A 20,302-nucleotide genomic window follows, 5' to 3' on the forward strand; every position below is an offset into this window, starting at 1 on the left:
AATATAAACAAAAAAACAGGGCAGCCTAATCGTTTATATGAACTAATCGATTCAACTGCCCTGCTTAGATTGCTTTAGCGTTAATGGTTTACGCCGACAACCTATTTAGACTTCCACGTTTTACGCGCTTCAAGCGCTAACTCGCGAACTTTCTGTAGATCTTCATCTGTATAAGCACCATTAACACCTGAGATAGCGGCTAACTTCATACCGTGCTTAAGGCCTAAGGAATAAATCTCTTTAACTTTTTCCCACTCAGTATTACGACCGATGGTAAATACTTCAAAGCGACCTTCCAATGCCAAAACGATGGTTTCAGCCATACAGGCAAAAACAACGTTTTCTGGAAGCTGGATACTCTTCATATCTAACTTACCAGGCACTAAAATTTCACCCGACTCAATAACCAATACATCAGGTCGTTTAGCAACCTCTTCTGCAGGCAGATCAAGCGGTCGAGCAACATCAGTAATGATACAGCCTGGCTTAACCTTCATGATGTCTAATATTTTCTTGCCTGCACCCGATGTAGAGGTTACAACAACATCCATATCGCCTAATTGATCATCAGGGTTAGTCGTCACAAACACCTTCGCATCAGGCGTATCTTTTAGAATCGAATCTCTTAAGATATTAAGTGTCTTTTCATTTCGACCGCCGAGATAAACTTCATCGAACGCCATTGCAAGTAATCGAGCTGAAACAGACCCAATAGAACCCGTTGCACCGATCACCATAGATTTAGCTGGAATTCGTTTACCTTCTTCATGCTCTACCAACTTCAAGCGCTTCATTGCATCAGCAGCCGCCCACAAAGCACCGGATGCACTATAGCTATTACCTGTAGTCACAGGGATAGTTGCTCTTCGCGCTACAGTAATACCTGCATCACCAACAACTTTAGTAAACGCTCCCAAACCAATAATCTGCGCACCTAGCTTTTCTGCCATTTTTGCAGCGGCTAACAAACGCTTGTATGTAAATTCTGGGCTATGCGAAAGCATCTCTTTTGGCGTACCGCCAACAGTAATCAACCAACCTTCTGCCTCAGCGCCACAAGGTGATTTAATGCCCTTCACTTCAGAATATACAAATGGGGGTGCCAATGCCGTTACTTTCTCAATCGCATTCATCAAAGGCGTATGAGCAAAGCGCTTAGGAATGGGTGTTACGTTACGAATATATTCTTGAGATAGCGGGTGAATAACAAAAGCAAACCGTCGAATATTTTTAAAGGTTCCCGTTGGGTGCAACAAACGAGGCTTGATATCTAACTCTTTGATGATATCTTCAAGGCAAGCCGTTGATAACTCTTCAGAGTCTACATCTGATGCAGCTATAATCATCGCTTCAAGAACGTTAGCCCCTACCACTTGATCAAACATGTTTGGAGTAACATCAATCACTAAGTTCACCTTAGCTTCTTTGAAATACTCAAAATCTTCATCTGTTACAAATGACGTTATAATCGTTTTGTCGACTAAACACTCTTTATTGCCATACTTTTTAAGGCTAGCGCAGGTCCCAACAACCACGTGAGAGTCTTTCATCGCCTTTTGAATAAGGTGCTTTTTAACTTGCGGCAATGACGGTATTTGACTTTGATTTAAATCAACAGGCGATACTTTGTTCAAATTGTAACGGCTACGAGCATAAAGCTCTAGGGCCGATACAGAATTAAGCATCTTAGGAAGTCCTGCTTGTATAATGGCATCTGCAAACTTCAAATTAGGCGTATATTCAGCCATTAACGTGGCCATTTCATAATTGGCCATACCTGATAAAAATAATACTTTATTGTTATTAAAGTAATTACCTAGTTTTTTCTGCGTGTGTCTTATCGCTAGATTCTGCAGAATACGTCTAATTCTAGCACCTGTAGTAACAGGTACGCGGGTCACTACGCGTGTTAGCTTCTTAGTGCCGGGGTTTTCAAACTTAAACTCTCCAACATTGAACTCGTCGGGTACCATCCCGACACCCATCACATCACACTTACTCTGTAATCTCTGCAACAGCTCCCACGCCTCGGTTTCATTACCGTTCGTCCCAATCCGCTGAACAGTAAAATCTTCGTCTAAAAAACGAGTTTGAAACTCATAATCCTGTTCTGAGGAGCCTAAGCTGATATTGATTACTTTTTTCATAGAATGATCCATCTTCGATGTCAGAGCGCTACCCTATAGGGCAGCGCTTAAGAGGTCGTATAAAATAGCTATTTAAGCTTCTTGTGCTTCCCACACAAAGCGAGTCTTTGACTCACGATACTTATCGCATAGTGGCGCGTATCTTCTCTCAACTTCACTACGCTTAATCTTCATTGTAGGTGTTAACATCCCGTTTTCAGGCGTCCAAACATCATCTACAATAAAGATACGATCAATGATTTCGTGATGCTCAAGCTCTTTATTAACTTGAACAACAGTACTCATAATATCATCTTCAATCGCTTTTGCGTCTTCTGGTAGACGTGACTTAGCATCTTCAGTTAGCTCGATCAAAACGATCGGCTGAGAATGCCCAGAACCCGCGACACAGATTTGCTCAATATTGGTGTTACGCATCAGCAACCCTTCAATACTGTTAGGTTGTACAAATTTACCTTTAGACGTTTTGAATACATCTTTAACACGCCCGGTAATTTTTAAGTAGCCATCGCTATCGATTTCACCACGATCGCCAGTATGTAACCAACCATCTCTGATAGTTTCAGCTGTCTTTTCAGGTTCTAGGTAATAGCCTTTCATTAACGAAGGTGATCTTACGATAATCTCACCGTCTTCTGTGATGCGCACTTCGCTATGTGGTAAAGCAGTAATCGAGCCAACTGAACCCAACTTAACTGCTCCTGGCATGTTAATAGCTGGCCCATAAGCAAGGTTTTCAGTCATGCCGTAACCTTCGTTGATATCGATACCAATTTTGGCATACCACTCAAGAAGACTCTGGGCGATAGGTGATGCACCAGAAACAACCATACGTGCTTTATTAAGACCCAATGCTTTTTTAATCTTCGAACGCACAATGCGATTAAGCAGAGGAATTCGCAGCATTTTATCAAGCTTTTCTTGTGGCATTTTAGCGGTGATCTGCTGCTGGAATTTTTTCCATAGGCGCGGCACAGCAAAAAATACGGTTGGCAACGTTGCCTGTAAGTTTTCAGCAAATGTATCCAATGACTCTACAAACGATACCTGAGCACCCGAGTATGTTGCACAACCTAACACCATAAAGCGTTCTGCGATATGAGAGAGTGGCAAGAAAGACAAAAAGCGATCTTCTGGCTTAACAGGCAATGTTTCAACTGCGTTTTGCGCGCCAAAGCTGAATGTTCCGTAGGTGTGCATAACACCTTTAGGATTACCCGTTGTACCTGAGGTGTAAATAAGTGTCATCAGATCATCCATACCGTGTACTGGATTCTCTTTAGTTGGCTCATATTTAGCCAAAAGGTCATTCCACTGATGATCAATTTTCATATCTATTGGGTAAGGCATACCGATGCGTATAACGCCAGCTGGAATTCCAGATTCCATGCTCTTTGCGCCATCAAGCTTACCGATGATAATTGCTTTGGATTCACTATGGTTGATAACGTATTCAATCGACTCTGGTGATTGCATAGGGTAAAGCGGTACGCTAATTAAGCTCGCAAGCTGAATAGCATAATCTGTAATAAACCATTCCGCCGAGTTCTTTGCCAATATAGCAACTCGATCACCCTTCTCTAACCCTAGACCCAGCAATGCTGATGCTAGTTTTCTCGCCTGATTATCAACTTCCTTCCATGTGAAATCTTTATACTCTCCGTTTATAGGTTGACGCATAAAAACGCTATTAGGTGTATTTTTTACCCAATGTGCGACTTTTTCTAAGGGAGTTGGATAGAGTTTGTTACCGTTATTCATTTCTAGCCCTTTTATTTCTGTTATTAGAATTTATTTATAGTTTGTATATTAGCCTTGCAGAACATCTGTGTATTGACCTGAACCTGAAATTATTGACAGTTCACGCCACACTCAACATTATTACCAATTGTAACAATATATATTTGTTAAAAGTTTTAATCATTCCTCAGTATTCAAATTATGTAAGTACAATTGTTGAAATTCTTTTGGTGTACACCCTTGCCATCGCTTAAAGGCACGTTGAAATGCGCTTTGTTCTGAAAAACCTAACTTATACGATATAGTCACCAGAGAGTGACCAGCCTTCAAAGACTCGAGCGCTACTTTACGCTTAACCTCATTACAGAGCTCTTTTAGGGTATAACCATTTTGTTGAAGTTGGCGTTGTAATGTTCTTGGACTGACGGAGAGGTCTTCACTGAGGTGTTCTAAAGTTAGCACATCGGGCAAGGCATTCATTAGCAACCGACTGACCCGTGCAACAATACTGTTTTGACTTTGCTCTACAAGCTTCTTTTGAGCAAGCCCCTCATAAAACTCGCGTAAGTCGCGGTCGGGCGTTTTTAATGTCAATTTTAGAGCCGACTGACTACTAATAATCTGATTATATGGTTGCTCAAATTTAATGGGGCAATCCATTATTGTTTCTAAGTATGTATGGTCTCGGTTATTAAGACTGTGCCTAAAATCCACTTGTTTAAAAAAGGTGTTGCCGGCCCCAAGAACATAATTATTGATAAAAGCACTTCTGCGAGAAAAAATTTCTTCTATTAAATGAAAAGTCGTGGGAGATTCACTGCTCCAGCGAATAATAAAATTCTCGCCTTCTGTGATAATTTCAAAACGGTCAAAGTTACGCACAAGACTAGAAAATCGGAGCTGATATTTTAAAACATCAGCGACGGTTTCACAGGTGCGGGCGATTAAGCCAAATTGACTTCCTACGTCGGGGTCTGAGTCCAATCCAAATGACATCCCGAGACAAGTATCGCCAGTTTGCACTTCGCCAAGCTGATATAGATCATTATAGATCTCTAGGAGGAAATAATAATCGGGATTATTAAGATCTTGCTCGTCGATTTGTAGCTGGCTCAAAACCAGCTCACGAGAAACACCCTTTTTTACTAAGTGATTAACTAACCCGCGAACCATCTTACTGGTTATTTTGGCTTGTTCAGAACTCATTATTGTGGTTTTCCAACAGCGCTGCTAACCATCAGGGTTTAATGAACAATATAAAACCCGTTAAATACAGGTACAGCTTTATTATTATAAGGGTAAGACTTTAATTTCATCTTACCCTGTCATATATAGAAATGACTATTCTAACTAACACAGCCAGAATAGCCAAAAGGCTCAAGCTCTGCAAACCTAAAAGTAATCGCTAAGCAGCAAACTTTAGACCATATTGATTTTTTCGATGCCATGCGATATTTGCGACTTTAGTGTTAAATTTTGAAGAGCTAATTTTAACGGGCCCCTTAATTTCTCCATCATAAATTAGCTGAACCCCTCCTTCTGATATATTAACCACTTTACACGCTGACGATTGAGCACCGATTTCCACCTCAGCAACAAGGCCTGGTGTCTCTTCACGCATGAACGCTCTATGCTGAACAGCCATAGTAAAATGCATTTCCTCTTCTAAATGTTTTTCTAAAAGGTTTTGAGGTTGATAATCAGCAACAATATTAGTTCGTAAATAAACACTATGGTCAATACGCACATTTATAGGGGGATTGTCTTTCTCGCCTTCGATAGTACGAACACCTGACGCACCATTTATATTTTCAAACAAATGGTAAACCGATGTAAATGAATCATACAATTCACCATTAAAGTGAGGCCTTAATGATTGAATAAATGCCGCGTCAAACCCTAGACCTAACTGTTCTGCTTTCCCTACCATCCAAAATAAAGCCAAATCAGACAGCCCGGTATCTTCATAGCCTCCCCCAACATTAGAATGAACACCCGGAAACCAACGTTGCTCCACACATTGATCATCGTTTATATTTCCGGTCCATAAATCGGCCTTAAAAGGCTGCCGTTTTTCATCAATAGCCAGCGCATGATAAGCATTTTTGATATAGGCAGAGATAGACGTGTCGAAGAACCCAATCCAACGGCGCTTAGCAAGCTTACCCAAAAGCGGTGTTGGCGACCCTAATGCGCCGACGGTATCCCAAACCCCCATCATTTTTATATCAGGGCGAAAGCAATCTTGATAGGCATTAGCATCGCGTTCTTCTGGGTGTGTACGGTAATATGTATATGCTTCTGGAAGATTTTCGAGCCGTCCCTTAGGCAGTAACCCAATAGTATTCAATAGACCACCCAGTGCTCTGACGGTGTATGCACCTCGGCTAAAGCCAAAGCAAAATATCTCATCGCCTACTTGATAATTGTGAACAATAAAACGATACGCATCGAGAATATTTTTCGCGACACCGACACCAAACGCCCCCCCGATATATTTATCAAAAAAACCTTCTGTACCGACACCTTGATCATAAAAAACCACCTGATGACAATTGTTCGCAAAAGGTAGAACCCCTCTTGCTAGCTGAACCACATTAGTAGGTTCACTATCAGGTTTATTCCATGTGCCATCACAACAAATAACAATTCTTTTATGCTGGAACGCCATGATGGAGCCTCCAATAACAATGAATAGTTAAAGATAGTAATTCACTACCGTCATAGACTGCATTGGCGGTTTAAGTAGATTAAGTATAGTCGAGCATTCAACAACTGTTCATTATTTAACCAGATACATATTTAGATGTTAAATAGAGCGCCTTACTCATGTCTGTTATTTGAACTACCCCCTAAAACCTCTAACCATTAATTTAAGGCGGTCTATCATGGGAATTATGATAGATTTTGTGCTGGGTTGAGACTCTTTAATAAACACGATGGGGCGACTCACTTTCATCGCGGCTATACCTATTCTTGCTGTGTATATACCTGCACCCAACCCTTGACCTAAACGCGCACTTGCCATACTGGTTAGGGTAGACGACCCAAACTCCTCCATCACTTGATCTATCACTATTTCGCTGGCCCCAACAAATGCCATTTGGTGAACGACCAGTTTCAATAATTTATAACGGTTAACCAACGACGGTCGCATACCATAGACCTGAGCAATGTCATCAATCATTTTGACACTGCGCCATAATGAAAGGAGCATATCAAGAGAGGCCCAAGGGCTTGCAGCAACAACGGCACCGGTTTGCAAACTTACATTTGATATTCTTCGTAACGCTTCTTTATCAAGCGGTTTTAAGAAGACACGTTCAATATGGTCGACCACTTCACGATCATTACTATAGTCTGGCAGTTTTTCAATACACCGCTGAAAATAAACAAGCTGAGGTTTATCGGCATAAAATACCTGTAGTGTGTCAATAAAAACCTTAGCATCACCTACATTACAGGCTTCACTCAATCGCTCTGCTTGTTTTTGAACGGCCTCTAAAGCACCTAGGTTTTCTTGGTCACGAACGAACCCTCTTAGCAAACGAATACTTAACCCAGCCACAACCACCAAAAGGCCTGCAAACCCACTTGCTAACAGCCAGTGTACATCTAGTGCACTTTTTAGAACCGTGTAGACCTCCCACCCTACTAGCACCATTAACAACGCAAACAAACCATATAAAAATGATCTTAAACCTTTTACCGGCACCGCCTCCAACGAAAGCCCTGAATATTCAGATATATGCGGTAAGCGTTCTCCTGCTGTAATTGACTCTGGCACCTGATTAAGCGTGTCGTTTTGGCTAGGAATAAACGTCTTACCTTTACGGCCACCTTTTTTAGCCTTTGTATTCGTCTCTGGAATATCAAAGTGTCGCCCTTCTGTTCGTAACGACCGCTCATCCTTCTTAGTACTCATACACATTTATCCCCTATGAGAATATTCAATACAGTATCAAGGCGAATGTGGGGAATGGCATCAGAGTTTTGATACGATAATCCCTTAGGTGGCTTTAATACAGGTATTTTCCAGTCTATAAACGGCTGCCAATCACGGCCTTCAGGTATACGAGACGGTATAGTAGGATGTGTATAACCTATCGGCGAACCATCACTACCTAGGCCCGTAATACCTCGCTCGCCAGCGTGGTCAATTTCTTTAGATGAACGAACTGCCGCGGTGGCCTCACAGGTTGGATGAACACCTTCATGTTGAGCATTTTTATATGCTTGACTCACTAATACCGCCAGTAATTGCCTTACCGCCTCATGGTCTTCTGATACGACTTGATCAATCTTGGTCGCTGCAAATACGACTTTGTCTATTTTAGGTTTAAATAATTGAAGAAAACGATTCTGACTTCCGTAGGCAAAGCTGTCGGTAATATTAGTCAGCGCATGACGCATATCATCAATGTATTCAGGCCCTGCATTGAGAGCATTAACCACATCAACTAATACTAGCTGTCGGTCTATACGGCTAAAGAATTTTTTATAAAAAGGTTTAACGAGCTCTTTGATATAGCGCTTATATCGTCGCTCGCACACTTTGAAATAGCTATTTTCACTGGCTGCGGCTAACTGCCCCTCTGTATAATTTCCACTTTTAAGCAGCGGCAAAAAACATAGGATACTCGGGTCTTCCACGCCTCCCGGGATTAGAAATCGGCCAGGTTGAATCAGGCTTAGCCCCTTCCCTTTGTATTTGCAATCATGTAGAAACTCAAGAAAGCGTTTATTCAATTCAATTAAATGTGCTTCATCTACCTCTGCTAAGGGGTCAATGTGCTGAAGGTCGTGCAACAACTCACCCAACAATTCAGAACGAGGTCGCTGGGTATATTGTGTATTGCACTGGGCAGACCACCGCAGATAACTTGTTTCGAGTAACGGAAGATCTAGCAGCCACTCACCAGGATAGTCCCGTATTTCTAAAAAGAGCGAAAACTGGTCGCGACCAAAAGGGTTCAACTTACTGACCTTTTTAGCCAGTCTAAGCTCCAACAAACAACCACTAATATCTTTTGTCGGAATAGGCCATTGCGGATCGGGGTTTGTGAGACGCTTATAGGCCTCATCATAAGGAAACTGAGTGAGCGCTACGTCTTCTAATGGATGAACCTTAACATTCAATAAACGCTCAGTAAGTACAGGTGAAAAACCTGGCAAACTCGATGTTTTATATTGCTGTAATTGATTAATCAAACTAGTAATAAAGGTCGACTTACCACTCTGACTCAACCCAGTAATCCCGATACAGAACCGCCGATCTCTCAGCTTATCCATACTCGCCAAGCCTTCATCCGTTAACTTAGCCATTTTTTTATAGGCGCCCTGAAAAAACTGAGCGGTTTTGTCTTTTGATTGATTCATTAGATTCTGTATTTCAGTTTATGAAGGCGAGTACAACGATTTACAGTATAAGCCACACTTACCCCTTAGGATATAATGGCACTTGAACAAAATTTCAACGCACCTTGCTCTATGCATTTTTTTACCATCTGCACCCTTTTGCTAAGAGGTCCTTTTAATGCGGTATAAGGTATCTTGCGTTGACGAAGGACTTTTAAATACCAACCATGCTGCCACGCCCTGAATGCTTCGTCCTTTCTTGTACCATCTTGAACAAGTGGAAAGTCCGGTTCACATAAAAAAGTATGGTGGTAAGGCTGCTCTGCAAAAGCTTCTAGTATGCGGGGTCTATCGTTAAACAGTGCGTCTGAATAACATAACGTTGTTAGAGGTGAGGTATCGCAAAAAATATAGTTGCGAGCGAGCTGTTGTGCCTTATCTTCATTTTCTGTTTGGGTCTGGCCTATTTTAACGAGGTCTTCTGGCGTCAAGACGCCGTTATTGAGTTCCCATAACGTTCGTCCGTATTCGTCAACAACAGGGTCATCATAGGCCTCAGCAAGCAGCTTAGATAATGTTGTCTTTCCCGTAGACTCGGCACCTAAAAAACATATTTTTTGAACCTTAAAATCAGCCCATACTGTGGAATTCACTTTACGCTCTGCCAAGGTATTTGAGCGCCTTACAGCGGTGCCACTCACAGGCACTATAAGGCGATGCCTATCAACACATACATGCTGAACGGTATGACCAAACCCTTTTTCATGATGACTAAGGTATCGGGCGAAGCCATCTCCATAGTCTTCACTAGTCAATACAACGTCGATGTCTAGCTTGAGTTTTTCGGCAATCAATTTATAGGTGAATTCGCGATGCGATTCATCATCATCTGAATTGAGAGGCATTTCTAAAGGCCACCCCTCTTCTGATCGCCACCGTTCAACCGTAGCCGCGTTAACACTCAGAACCCTTGCGTTCGGGGCAAATTGTTTAAGCCAAGACGCTCTCACTGCGGCTGAACAGGACGGAAACTCAGGCCTAGAATAACTAATAACTAGCACTTCAGAGCAATGTTGAGCGGCTACATTTAGCAGGTATTCATGGCCTTTATGGAAAGGCGAAAACTTTCCAACGACTAATCCGCGGCGATAGGGTTTGTTGGCCACTTATCCGCTCCTGACTTTTCCTTTTTATATAATTTGATCCATGTATATAGCCCGAACCATGCGTTACACCAAAATAAGCCGTAAACGAATGAGGTTAAATAAAGCTCTCTCGAGGCATAAAGTGGCACTGCCACGGTATCAACAATAAGCCAGCAAACCCAAGTTTCAACTCGCCTTTGCATCAATAAAAACTGAGCCAACACACTAAACATCAAGATGATGGAATCAATAAACGGTGCATAGGCATCTGTCGACGAGTGAAGAATCCAACCGTAAGCCACTGTCGCAAGTGCGGCAAGGAGTACAAGGTTTATAAACGCAGTTACGGGGGTACGCTGAATCGCGTGCAACTCTTTCTTTGCCCCCCAATAGGTCCAGCCATACACACTGGTGAAGATAAAAAATATCATCAGTGTCACATCAGCATATAGATTGTATTGATAAAATAATACAGCAAAGAGACCGCAACCAATGATGCCCGTCCACCATGTGTTGATATTATTCCTGGCAGCTAATACTACACTTAATACAAACACCGCATTAGCGGCCCACTCTAAATAACTAATCAAGTTTAAGCCCTTAAATCGCTGGTATATTGAATAATTTTCTTTTCGCTGTTGACCTTTTCTATCTGCTTCACGTCTACCGGATAACCAAATTTTTGAGTTAAAGCATGGATAAGCTCATCTGTGTTGGCTGTTTTTAATACTTTGACCGTAAGTGTTCCATCAACATGCTGATGCAACGAGAATTGAGTTAAAGGAAACGCCTGCAAAAGATGGGTGACATCGACATTATTGAGCCAGACACCTTTCGACGTCTTAAACTGCACAGGCGGACGCCCTTCTAAGTCTTGTATAAACCAATCATTCCCTTCTTGTTCAAGCCGACCAAAATCGCCTGTTCGGTATCGTAATAGAGGGAGGTAATGATTAAAACCGCCGGTGACGGTTATTTCCCCTCGTTGCCCTGGCGCAACAGGAGTGTCATTCGTGTCTAGTATTTCAACATACAGCTTAGATTGAAGCAGCTTAAACCCTTTTTTGCCTAGAACACTACAGCCTACAGGTCCAATTTCATTCAACGAGTACAGGTCAATAATCGGGCAACCAAAACGTTGATTAAGTAGCTGTTTACAGCCTGAAAGTAAGGTCATTGACGTCGTTAAAATGGCTTTCGGTTGGTGCGAAAAAGGGATTTTTGAAAGCGCCCCCAATGATATAGGGTCGCCCGAAATTAAATCTGGTTTATTGTTATCGATATATTGGTGCCTATCATCAGGGTCATGCCAATCATTTGGATGAAAGTTGAGCTTTACTAACCCTTTGTTATTCAAATAAGGCGAAATGGATGCGTAGGTAAAGCACTTCTCTTGATAACCAGCCAGTATTATCGCTAGATCACTTTTAAAATCATCGGTATTCACCCCGTTCCAGGCTAACGCCTTCTTATGATAAGCACTGTATTTTGCAGCAACAGTAGGATGCGAAGGTATCATTAAGGGGTGGCCAGTGGTGCCTGACGTTTCAAATGTTATAAGGCGATCGGTCGGCAGGCCGTCAGGCACAAAACCTGTAATATCTTGGCTCAAATCGGCTCGATTGATTGTCGGAATGGCCTCAATATCGTAGGACGAACGGACATATTGACGATAAAAAGGAACCTCACTAAAGCAATGAGCAATGAATTGTTGTAGCCAATCATTATCTGCACACTTGGCTGAAACTTTTTTAGCGAACTCTTCGGTTGTGAATTGTTTTAACGCATCAAGCTCCGCAGGTTGAAGATGATGGCCTGAACGGTTTCTATATATGGGCGCATGAGGTTGATCGATTAACGCGTTTAACCTTTCACTACCTTCAAGGTGTAGGTCAGGCATTCGCTCATCGGCGTCTAAAGAATAGGCCTTCATCATCACTCTCGTGTCATTTTGTCAGCCGACTCTCTGGCTTTTTGCTTTGCTAACGCTACACGCAAATCGTTTGAACGTTTTTCAGCGGCCTTGGCTGCTCGAAGCACGTTTAATCGTGCTTGAGAACTTACTGCTTGCAGGCGATCATCTGCCACCGTACTGTTTTCGCCTTTTGGAAATAAACCTAAAGCATCTAAAACAACCCGTATAAATTCTTCTCTACGATCAACATCATTAATATAAACGTTATTCTGCCCCGCTTCGGCTAACGCTTTAGCGGTTGCCTCTAGTAGTAAAATGAGTGTGTTTGATGTAAAGGTAAATGAATCAAAGCTCTCATCAGCCAAAAAATAAGCAACAAGGAGGCTCATTCTGTACCACTCACATTGTTGTTGAGGTCTGCGAAATACGGCAAGCTCTGAGGCGTGTATATTTTCGCAATGAGCAAAAACAACATCATGAATGATGGCAGAAAAATAATGAGGCAGTTCTGCACTCATCCACTCCTCTGGAAAGTCCGTTAGGCGATGATGCAACACATTAATATCCGGCCCTTCTTGATAGTGTGATGCCACGCAGGGTGTGTCACTCATGGAATATTTGCCTCCCTTTTTCGACTAAATGGCATCTTTGCCTAGACCGATTCTGCAGATTGATAGTGTTTACGGCTAAACGCTTGAGCGAAGTTGGTCATTTCTTCCCAAGATGAAACAGGAAAAACAGACCACCCTTGCTCTTTCTCTGCCCGTTTCAATAGCGCACCGTCTTTTGCATACCACTTAGGGGGCGAATTATCAGCGTAGTTCCAGTTAAGGTTTAACACCATTGTTCCCCCTCCTTTTGCATTGTCTAATGCTTGCTTAGCGATATCCCAGCCATAATTTCCCTTTTCGTCTTGATTAAACAGCGTAGTGACACCATCGTCAGATAAAATAACCACATGTGAGTGACGCTCTCTACGCTTTTCTATATGTGTTTTTCTCAGTATATGGATTGGAAATGCAGTCCCACCACCAAAGTAATCAGTGAGTACCTGTAAAATCTCTTTTTCGTTTCTTATAAACCCATTCGTGGTTTTAAATTGATGAACACCACTCCAAAGCGTGACTTGAACGGCGGAACCAGCCCTAAGTGCCGAAAGGCACAAAATAGCACCCGCTAGCGCTGTGTAAGAAATATGCTGTTGCGGGTTCGGCATAGAGCCAGAGCAATCGACATAAAGGTCTAAGTCACATGGCTCCGTATCGGGCTCAGAACCTTCAGACTCGCCCCACTCACGCTGGACGGTGGTCACGCCTGGTATGACCACAGAACTCATCGACATAGAGCTAAACCAGTCAATATTTTCAACGGGTTCACCTGGCTCCCATAGCGTCGTACCCTCTGGTACTAAATCAGCTTTTGAGGGTAATCGTTTAGAAGGAAAAGGAACCAATAAAGGCACAGACCGCTCTTTGTAATAACGAACAGCGATATCATGGTCAGACAAATTCAAACCGGCTGATTTAAGAATTTCACCATACTCAAACGGTTCCCGAAATTGACCATAGCCTTGCTCTGGGTTCTCAATTTCAATCGGCCATTCACTGTCAGCGTCGGTGTCGTTGCCATTTGACTCTCCGACAAGCTCAGGGTCATTTGAGGGGTGAACGTTATCGTCTTCACCTAAATCTTTACTGATCAAACCTGATGGAAACTGCCCATCACCCGCATGCTTAGTATCCATCAACTTAGCGATTTGATCATCGCCTTCGCGTTCATCTACTAAATATGGCAATAATAACGCCGCAAATCTTGAAGCACCTTTAAGCCAGTCGCTCGCATAGACTTTAATAATTCTTGCACCTAACCATGCGTCTCCTTCCATGGCATCTGAGTCGCATATCCCCCCTAACGAACCGGGCTTTAGCAGCCATAGATTTTCGTATACCCGCATATAGAGTTTCCAAACTCGGCTATGGGTAGGACCGTTATTCAGCTTTTGGTAAACTTCATCCATTCGTAAACCGAACTGTCTTTTTAGATGATTATTAATCAATAAGTCGGAATACAGATTCGCCACCATGCCTGCTTTATTCTCAAGCGTAGGGAGGTTCACATGCATCCGCGAAATCATTTTGGCATGATCAGTAATGGTGGCTGGCGACAGAATGTGATGCCCTATTTCGTGCGCTAAGACTTCGACGGCATAGTCTTGCAACTGATACTTAGCAATCGCTTCAAGGTCAACGACGACGGTTTGATCTTGAAGCCGAATCATTGCAAAGCTTTCTGACAACCCCTCTTTCGAGGCCTCAACATGGGTTTTACATAATTTAGGTGATCGAATTTTTGTGTAGCGGCTCCACAGGTTTAATGCGTCATCCCAAGATGTTTGCCATTGCGATACTAACAACTCAGCTGCTCCCATCTTTAACGTCCTGCCGCTGGGCTTGTAATACTTAAGATAACCACAGAAAACGTTTCATTGGATGTGAGGGCTACAGTATCATTTAACGTAACAACTGAGGTGACTTCACTGATATCACTTAACCCATCCATTTGACTAAAACGAGACAAATCACTCGCTGGATTAGATGCCTCAGCTATTCTTTTAACCTCATCAATATCAAATGGAAAAAGTGTTTCACCAAACCCATCAACATACAGTTTCCATGCGTGGTCTCCCGCGCATACGTACAACTGATCACCCGAAGCAAAAACGTTTGGAGGGGTTTTAAACTCACCGCCTAATAAGTCGCATCGCCCTATTCGCCTCTCCACATGATATTGTGCTTGGTCATCTTGAGGCCTCGAAGGGCTAACCATTGACCACCGATTCGTTTTTAGCGTTTGTAAGTGATGGCCTAAATCATCGCTCTCAGAAACACCTAACAATATGCGGCCGATTTGGGATGATAAATCCTCTAATTGTTTTAATGCTAAGGGCCTAAAATGCGCCAATCCTGACATCCACGCACAAACAACGCCCGCACATTTAAGTGATTCACGGGTATCAAGTTGGCTTATTACCTTATTCATCAAGGCGAGCCACTTCATCGGCTTGTCATCACCAAATCCAAGCAAGTGACTTAATACGTTGCTTGTTTCAGAAAAAGCCTTGCTAGGGTTTTGTTGAATAATAGTCAGCGTATTTTGATGAAACTCACGCCAAGTTGTTAAAACAATGTCTTGTTTAATTCCTTGTTTTAACCAATTTAACGACGCGAGCTCTAGGCCATGGGTAAAGCCGGCCTGTGCCACAGCAAACGAGTCCTTATTGCTGTGGCCATCAAAATTAACCATTAACGGGTCTAAGCAATTAGATAAAAAGCCATTAAATTCACCCATATCAAATTGCTGAGATTGATGTCGAATACTGGCAACCATTTGATTGCATAACTCACGCTCTGCCTGAAAAAAAAGTTGTAACGCTAAAGACTTCATAAGATAAGCGCTCAGGACTCTAGCCATTTTAAGTAATTGGTATATCGCTGATGAAGATACTTGAGCTTTACGACATCCTCATAGATATGGCCATACATTTTTTTACCTTCAACCAACTGCGCTATTTCTGTCTCAATTCGATTGATACGTTTTTTAGCCGCCTTAACCGTCAAACCATCTAAACCTTCATCAAACTCATTTGAAAGCGCTTCAACGGAGTCACTGTTACCTAGGCCCAACCGATCAAACTCCCTACAAGAAGAATCAAACAAGAACCGCAGCCAACCAATTTTATCACTTCGGAAAAACGCGTTCTCTGGCAGCTCAAAAAACGGTGAGTCACAGTCTGCAAATAAGCGTGAGTGAAAAACAAAAGGCAACACTTGCCTCACATCATCTAGCTCAACGGCGTCGTTTCCTCTGAAATACGCTAAAGCTTTTGAGAACTGAAGTAATGACATGAGCGAACGAACAGAAATACCATTAAGCGTCTGGCAACCTAAGTCTTTGAGTCTGTCACGTCCGTTATCCATAGACGCTAAAATGTGGGCTTTAACACCCGATAACCGAGAGGTATCTTTAGTTTTGTATTCGAACTGTGAAGCAGAATATTCTGAGAACTCAAAGTGACTGCCAAAAAACTCAATTCTTCGTCGAATATCGTCTGGTATCTCAATATTTCTGATCGCCAGCGACATCTGGCTGATTTCGTCTTCTGAGAAAATAATTTGAGGGGGCACCATATCTTCAGGCTTTACGCCTTCTTCAATACGTAAGAGTAATTGGCTCAAAAAACGTGGGTTGAATGATAGCGCTTGAACGACCACATCAATTCGGTCTTTTAACGCCTCAATGACTTGGTACGTACCGCCCCCTTGATCATCATTAGCGGTTAAAAACCATGCTGCGTCAGGGCATTCAAATACTTGATTGTATAATTCAGCATAATTGTCGCCCATCACTGTGAGGAGTGAGCTTTGTGTTCGGGTGGGTATTCGGTTGTACTCATCTACAATTTTGACCCGCATGCCTAACCATTTACGCCAGGATATTCGAATATCTTCAACCGATTGAGCCGTCGCCAAGTCTGCCGGCAATGGGTTGCCCAACAAATCTGCCACCGTCATCTGAGGGTGACCATGCTGCATCGCTCTTTTAACTTCTTTGGTAGTGTATCCGCCCAAAACACCCATCAGCAAAGCGCTAGCGGTCTTTCCCCGCCCTGGCCCACCAATAAAAAGGCATTTACTCTGGGTTGCGAACGTAAGCAATGGAAGCAATATATAGCTTGAGTAAGACTGCTCTGTGGGTAGATTAATCGTGCTATGGCTATCACCCGCTCGAAACTGCTGAGGCGGTTTATCGTTGTATTCAATATCGTAATGAGGGCTGATAATGGCGTTATTAACAATCCAAAAGTACGCCTGTCTAAGCTTTTCATCCAACCCCAATGTTTGCTCCGATAACTCATTATTATCAGCGCCAAAGGGGCCTGCATAAAGGTCAGCAACATCAAATGATTTAGCTTTTGGGTGGTTCTTGGGGTTTGTTGGTGAAGCAGATAGCCGACCAAATAGATTAAACTTACTCATTAATCATTCTCATTGTTTAGTTCCTTCTTATCAAAGCCGCTTTCTAACAAATATTCATTTGAATGTTAACGCGATAATATACAACAGTCGCGATATCAACACCCCTGATGTGGGTCGCAAGTGATAAAACTATACATTTATCACATACTATTATAATGACGCGCCCTTATTTTCAATGCGGCCAAGTACTTTGACTCATCATGGGGCATACTAATACGTTTGCTCAACACCTGTTTTTCCAGTAAACATAACATCAACGGGGTTAAAAATGGCATCTACAAAGTACAAAATATCAATATCCATTGCAGCGCTTATAATCGTAATTTTAACATTCACAGGCTGGTGTGATAATAAAGGCAGTGAATATGCCGCTGAGCAAATAGAAATCGCAGCAATTACTTTTGCAGTTGCGAGGTCCCTGAATGCCGGTATTTCAATAGCTCAAGGCACTGAAGTGACGTTATCACCCGCGGGGGTTGGCACCACGTTAACCGTGGGAGAGGTACTTGACCCTATTAACGATATGATCGAGCGCTTTTCGTTGGTGGTACTTGCAGCAATCACCTCACTGGGCATTCAACAAATTTTAATCAGCATCGCTTCAACAACACTTATAAACCTATTAGTCGTCCTGTCTACTCTCACTGGTTTAGTGCTTATTCTAAAACCTCAACTTGCACCTCAAGGGGTTCGAATTGTTGCATATAAAACCTGCTTACTGCTTATCGTCTTTAGGTTCTTTATCGCTTTAAGCCTGCTGCTCAACCAAGCCGTTTATATAAATATCATTGAAAGCAACCAAAGTGAATCCCTAGCCTCTCTCAAAATCTCCGCTGAAGAGATAAAAGCAAGCCCATCAATACAGGTTAAAACTGACGACCAAGAGCGTTCATTTTTAAACGACATGAAGAACAAGTGGGATAACTTTCAAGAGAGCATGAGCAACACACTTGATCTTGAAAAACTCAAAGACAAAGCCAGCAATGCAGTCGATAACATGACAGATCTAATCATTTCTTTCGTTTTGCTAACTCTGCTTATGCCGATTGCTTTTTTATGGCTGGGTATAAAGCTGGTGGGCTATATCATTACTTACAAGATCATCACCTACAAACCTAACGATAATTCCTAACACTTTAGCTCTAACGTTATTACTTACACTCTAGGGCCTGGTTACCTGCTAACTAGGCTTATACCTTCTTTATGTGTATCATCCTGCGCCGAAAATAACACAAACATTCATCGACAAAAAAGGATCACTATTTCATGCTTAAAAAACATCTAACTTTACCTATTTCAATTCTTTGCCTTTCAAGCAGTCTATACGCCCAAGCAGAAGACGCAAAAGTTGAACAAACGTGGAATGCTGCGGCAGAGTTAGGTTATATCAAGACATCAGGGAATTCAGATACTGAAACACTTAACACCAAGTTTAAAGCAGAAACAACGTATACAAAGTGGACTCATCAAGTTGAACTAGAGGCACTTAAAAGTGTTTCAAACGATATACGTTCAGCTGAAAAATATAGAGTAGAAGGTCAATCAGACTACGCGTTAAGCGACAGAACCTATGCCTTTGGTGTAGCCAACTGGGAAAACGACAACTTTAGTGGCTTAAACTATCAAGCATCTATCGCGACAGGTCTAGGTTACAAAGCGATTAGAACCAACGAAATGAAACTTAATCTTGAGCTCGCACCAGGTTATCGTAAAACTGAAGATGAGAGTTACAATACAGAAGAAGATGCCATTGTACGTGCGGCTGAAATCTTTGAATGGAAATTCAGCAAATCATCTACCTTTAACCAACACTTAAAAGTCGAGTCAGGTGAAAGCAACACTGAAACACGTTTTGGTGTGGCACTAACAAGCCAAGTGGCAGGTGATTTATCGATGAAAGTAAGCTACAACGTCATTCATAATTCTGATGTTGCTGCAGACATAGATAAAACAGATCGTGAAACGGCGATTACTCTCGTTTATAAGATCTAACTTAGCCCTAGGCTAATGAAGCATTTTCATTAGCCTAGTTTTTAAAAAATACAGTCTCTAAAGCCAAGCCATCAGTTTGTGATACTGCCCTTGGTGCCTCTTCGCTTAACTCGCCCATGCATCAAAAATAGTAACAACCCCGCATTTATGTACATCATTAATGAATATACAGCTGGCACTATCGCAATCTCAGAATTATTTAATAACGTTGTCGCTATAAATATGCCTGTCGCGCTGTTTTGAACCCCAATTTCAATACTGACGGTTGTACTTTGTTGATCGTTCAGGAGGAACAAGCGAGCAGCAACAAACCCCACAAGCATACTCGCTAAGTTAAGTAAAAATGTCGCAGGACCAACCGTCAGCAAACTTTGTACAAGTTCTTTATATTCTTTAAGCAGAATCCCCCCAACAATCAGTATAAAAAATACCGTAGCCAGTTTATTCATTGGCTTTTCCATGCGTTTGGCAAAGCCGGAAAAATAATATCGAATTAGCATTCCCAATAATACCGGCACTACAGTAATGAAAAACAGTTTCATATTGGTGCTGCCAATAGGCAAAGCGGTTTCTTCTGTCGCGCCCATAAAGCGAAAGAGCGCAAAATTAACAATAAAGGGAATGGTAAGCACCGTGATACAACTACTAATTGCTGTAAGCGTTACAGAGAGTGCCACATCCCCTCTCGCCAAATAAACAATTAGATTCGACGTAGCACCGCCGGCGCAGGCCACTAACACCATTAAACCAACAGCATTTTCTGGACTTAGCCCAAACTGAGAAGCAAAAAAGTAACCTATAAAAGGTAATATCAGAATCTGCCCCGCAAGACCTATCGCGACAGCTTTGGGGTAAAATAAAACGCGTTTAAAGTCTGCTGCTGTGAGCGATAAGCCCATTCCAAGCATTATAACCGCCAAGCTCAGCGGGAGAACTATCGATGCTAAGACTCCATTCATCCTGCATGTA

General features: G+C 42.3%; 16 protein-coding genes. 2 read left to right on the top strand and 14 right to left on the bottom strand.

The window, feature by feature from the left end:
- Window positions 1-101 precede the first annotated feature (101 nt).
- The 13 genes from NKI27_RS11970 to NKI27_RS12030 form a co-directional block, all read right to left on the bottom strand.
- Window positions 102-2,147, bottom strand: coding sequence for a hypothetical protein (locus NKI27_RS11970; protein WP_265046282.1), 2,046 nt, complete (start codon window positions 2,145-2,147; stop codon window positions 102-104).
- Window positions 2,148-2,219: 72 nt separating this feature from the next.
- Window positions 2,220-3,908: an AMP-binding protein gene (locus NKI27_RS11975; RefSeq protein ID WP_265046283.1), complete on the bottom strand. Its 1,689-nt coding sequence runs from the start codon at window positions 3,906-3,908 to the stop codon at window positions 2,220-2,222.
- Window positions 3,909-4,067: 159 nt separating this feature from the next.
- Window positions 4,068-5,093 carry a helix-turn-helix domain-containing protein gene (locus NKI27_RS11980; protein WP_265046284.1) on the bottom strand — a complete coding sequence of 342 codons (1,026 nt, stop codon included), beginning with the start codon at window positions 5,091-5,093 and terminating at the stop codon, window positions 4,068-4,070.
- A gap of 199 nt (window positions 5,094-5,292) precedes the next feature.
- Window positions 5,293-6,558 (bottom strand): phospholipase effector Tle1 domain-containing protein, encoded by a 1,266-nt coding sequence (locus NKI27_RS11985; protein WP_265046285.1) that lies wholly within the window; start codon window positions 6,556-6,558, stop codon window positions 5,293-5,295.
- A gap of 174 nt (window positions 6,559-6,732) precedes the next feature.
- Window positions 6,733-7,812, bottom strand: coding sequence for a TIGR01620 family protein (locus tag NKI27_RS11990; protein ID WP_265046286.1), 1,080 nt, complete (start codon window positions 7,810-7,812; stop codon window positions 6,733-6,735).
- Complete coding sequence (locus NKI27_RS11995) at window positions 7,809-9,266, bottom strand: YcjX family GTP-binding protein (protein ID WP_265046287.1); 1,458 nt, start codon at window positions 9,264-9,266, stop codon at window positions 7,809-7,811. Before NKI27_RS11995 ends, NKI27_RS11990 begins: the two co-directional genes overlap by 4 nt.
- A 65-nt stretch (window positions 9,267-9,331) precedes the next feature.
- Window positions 9,332-10,411, bottom strand: a complete 1,080-nt coding sequence (locus NKI27_RS12000; protein ID WP_265046288.1) for an AAA family ATPase — start codon at window positions 10,409-10,411, stop codon at window positions 9,332-9,334.
- Window positions 10,381-10,980, bottom strand: coding sequence for a nicotinamide riboside transporter PnuC (gene pnuC / locus NKI27_RS12005; protein WP_265046289.1), 600 nt, complete (start codon window positions 10,978-10,980; stop codon window positions 10,381-10,383). The genes NKI27_RS12000 and pnuC overlap by 31 nt, the downstream gene beginning before the upstream one ends.
- Window positions 10,981-10,982: 2 nt before the next feature.
- Window positions 10,983-12,326, bottom strand: coding sequence for a phenylacetate--CoA ligase family protein (locus tag NKI27_RS12010; protein WP_265046290.1), 1,344 nt, complete (start codon window positions 12,324-12,326; stop codon window positions 10,983-10,985).
- The gene (locus tag NKI27_RS12015) at window positions 12,326-12,916 is read right to left on the bottom strand and encodes a hypothetical protein (protein ID WP_265046291.1); all 591 of its coding nucleotides are present in this window, start codon (window positions 12,914-12,916) and stop codon (window positions 12,326-12,328) included. Before NKI27_RS12015 ends, NKI27_RS12010 begins: the two co-directional genes overlap by 1 nt.
- A 41-nt stretch (window positions 12,917-12,957) precedes the next feature.
- Window positions 12,958-14,733: a hypothetical protein gene (locus NKI27_RS12020; protein WP_265046292.1), complete on the bottom strand. Its 1,776-nt coding sequence runs from the start codon at window positions 14,731-14,733 to the stop codon at window positions 12,958-12,960.
- A gap of 2 nt (window positions 14,734-14,735) precedes the next feature.
- Complete coding sequence (locus NKI27_RS12025) at window positions 14,736-15,749, bottom strand: hypothetical protein (RefSeq protein WP_265046293.1); 1,014 nt, start codon at window positions 15,747-15,749, stop codon at window positions 14,736-14,738.
- Between the two features lie 11 nt (window positions 15,750-15,760).
- The gene (locus NKI27_RS12030; RefSeq protein ID WP_265046294.1) at window positions 15,761-17,341 is read right to left on the bottom strand and encodes an AAA family ATPase; all 1,581 of its coding nucleotides are present in this window, start codon (window positions 17,339-17,341) and stop codon (window positions 15,761-15,763) included.
- A gap of 268 nt (window positions 17,342-17,609) precedes the next feature.
- On the opposite strand from NKI27_RS12030, the gene NKI27_RS12035 reads away from it, so the two are divergent.
- On the top strand, window positions 17,610-18,473 hold the full coding sequence (locus NKI27_RS12035; protein WP_265046295.1) for a hypothetical protein: 864 nt from the start codon (window positions 17,610-17,612) through the stop codon (window positions 18,471-18,473).
- Between the two features lie 134 nt (window positions 18,474-18,607).
- Window positions 18,608-19,333, top strand: a complete 726-nt coding sequence (locus NKI27_RS12040; RefSeq protein WP_265046296.1) for a DUF481 domain-containing protein — start codon at window positions 18,608-18,610, stop codon at window positions 19,331-19,333.
- 71 nt (window positions 19,334-19,404) lie between these two features.
- Here NKI27_RS12040 and NKI27_RS12045 read toward each other — a convergent pair whose 3' ends face one another.
- A complete protein-coding gene (locus tag NKI27_RS12045) occupies window positions 19,405-20,292 on the bottom strand; it encodes a bile acid:sodium symporter family protein (RefSeq protein ID WP_265046297.1) in 888 nt (295 codons plus the stop codon).
- Window positions 20,293-20,302: the final 10 nt, after the last annotated feature.

It is taken from the genome of Alkalimarinus alittae (assembly GCF_026016465.1).
GTDB lineage: Bacteria > Pseudomonadota > Gammaproteobacteria > Pseudomonadales > Oleiphilaceae > Alkalimarinus > Alkalimarinus alittae.

Excerpts from the sequence above, each read along its gene's own strand:
- NKI27_RS12040 (WP_265046296.1), top strand. The coding sequence starts at position 18,608 with ATGCTTAAAAAACATCTAACTTTACCTATTTCAATTCTTTGCCTTTCA.
- NKI27_RS12035 (WP_265046295.1), top strand. The coding sequence starts at position 17,610 with ATGGCATCTACAAAGTACAAAATATCAATATCCATTGCAGCGCTTATA.
- NKI27_RS12020 (WP_265046292.1), bottom strand. The coding sequence starts at position 14,733 with ATGGGAGCAGCTGAGTTGTTAGTATCGCAATGGCAAACATCTTGGGAT.
- NKI27_RS12025 (WP_265046293.1), bottom strand. The coding sequence starts at position 15,749 with ATGAAGTCTTTAGCGTTACAACTTTTTTTTCAGGCAGAGCGTGAGTTA.
- NKI27_RS12015 (WP_265046291.1), bottom strand. The coding sequence starts at position 12,916 with ATGAGTGACACACCCTGCGTGGCATCACACTATCAAGAAGGGCCGGAT.
- NKI27_RS11990 (WP_265046286.1), bottom strand. The coding sequence starts at position 7,812 with ATGAGTACTAAGAAGGATGAGCGGTCGTTACGAACAGAAGGGCGACAC.
- NKI27_RS12045 (WP_265046297.1), bottom strand. The coding sequence starts at position 20,292 with ATGAATGGAGTCTTAGCATCGATAGTTCTCCCGCTGAGCTTGGCGGTT.
- NKI27_RS11995 (WP_265046287.1), bottom strand. The coding sequence starts at position 9,266 with ATGAATCAATCAAAAGACAAAACCGCTCAGTTTTTTCAGGGCGCCTAT.
- NKI27_RS11975 (WP_265046283.1), bottom strand. The coding sequence starts at position 3,908 with ATGAATAACGGTAACAAACTCTATCCAACTCCCTTAGAAAAAGTCGCA.
- NKI27_RS12010 (WP_265046290.1), bottom strand. The coding sequence starts at position 12,326 with ATGATGAAGGCCTATTCTTTAGACGCCGATGAGCGAATGCCTGACCTA.
- NKI27_RS11970 (WP_265046282.1), bottom strand. The coding sequence starts at position 2,147 with ATGAAAAAAGTAATCAATATCAGCTTAGGCTCCTCAGAACAGGATTAT.
- NKI27_RS12030 (WP_265046294.1), bottom strand. The coding sequence starts at position 17,341 with ATGAGTAAGTTTAATCTATTTGGTCGGCTATCTGCTTCACCAACAAAC.
- NKI27_RS11985 (WP_265046285.1), bottom strand. The coding sequence starts at position 6,558 with ATGGCGTTCCAGCATAAAAGAATTGTTATTTGTTGTGATGGCACATGG.
- NKI27_RS11980 (WP_265046284.1), bottom strand. The coding sequence starts at position 5,093 with ATGAGTTCTGAACAAGCCAAAATAACCAGTAAGATGGTTCGCGGGTTA.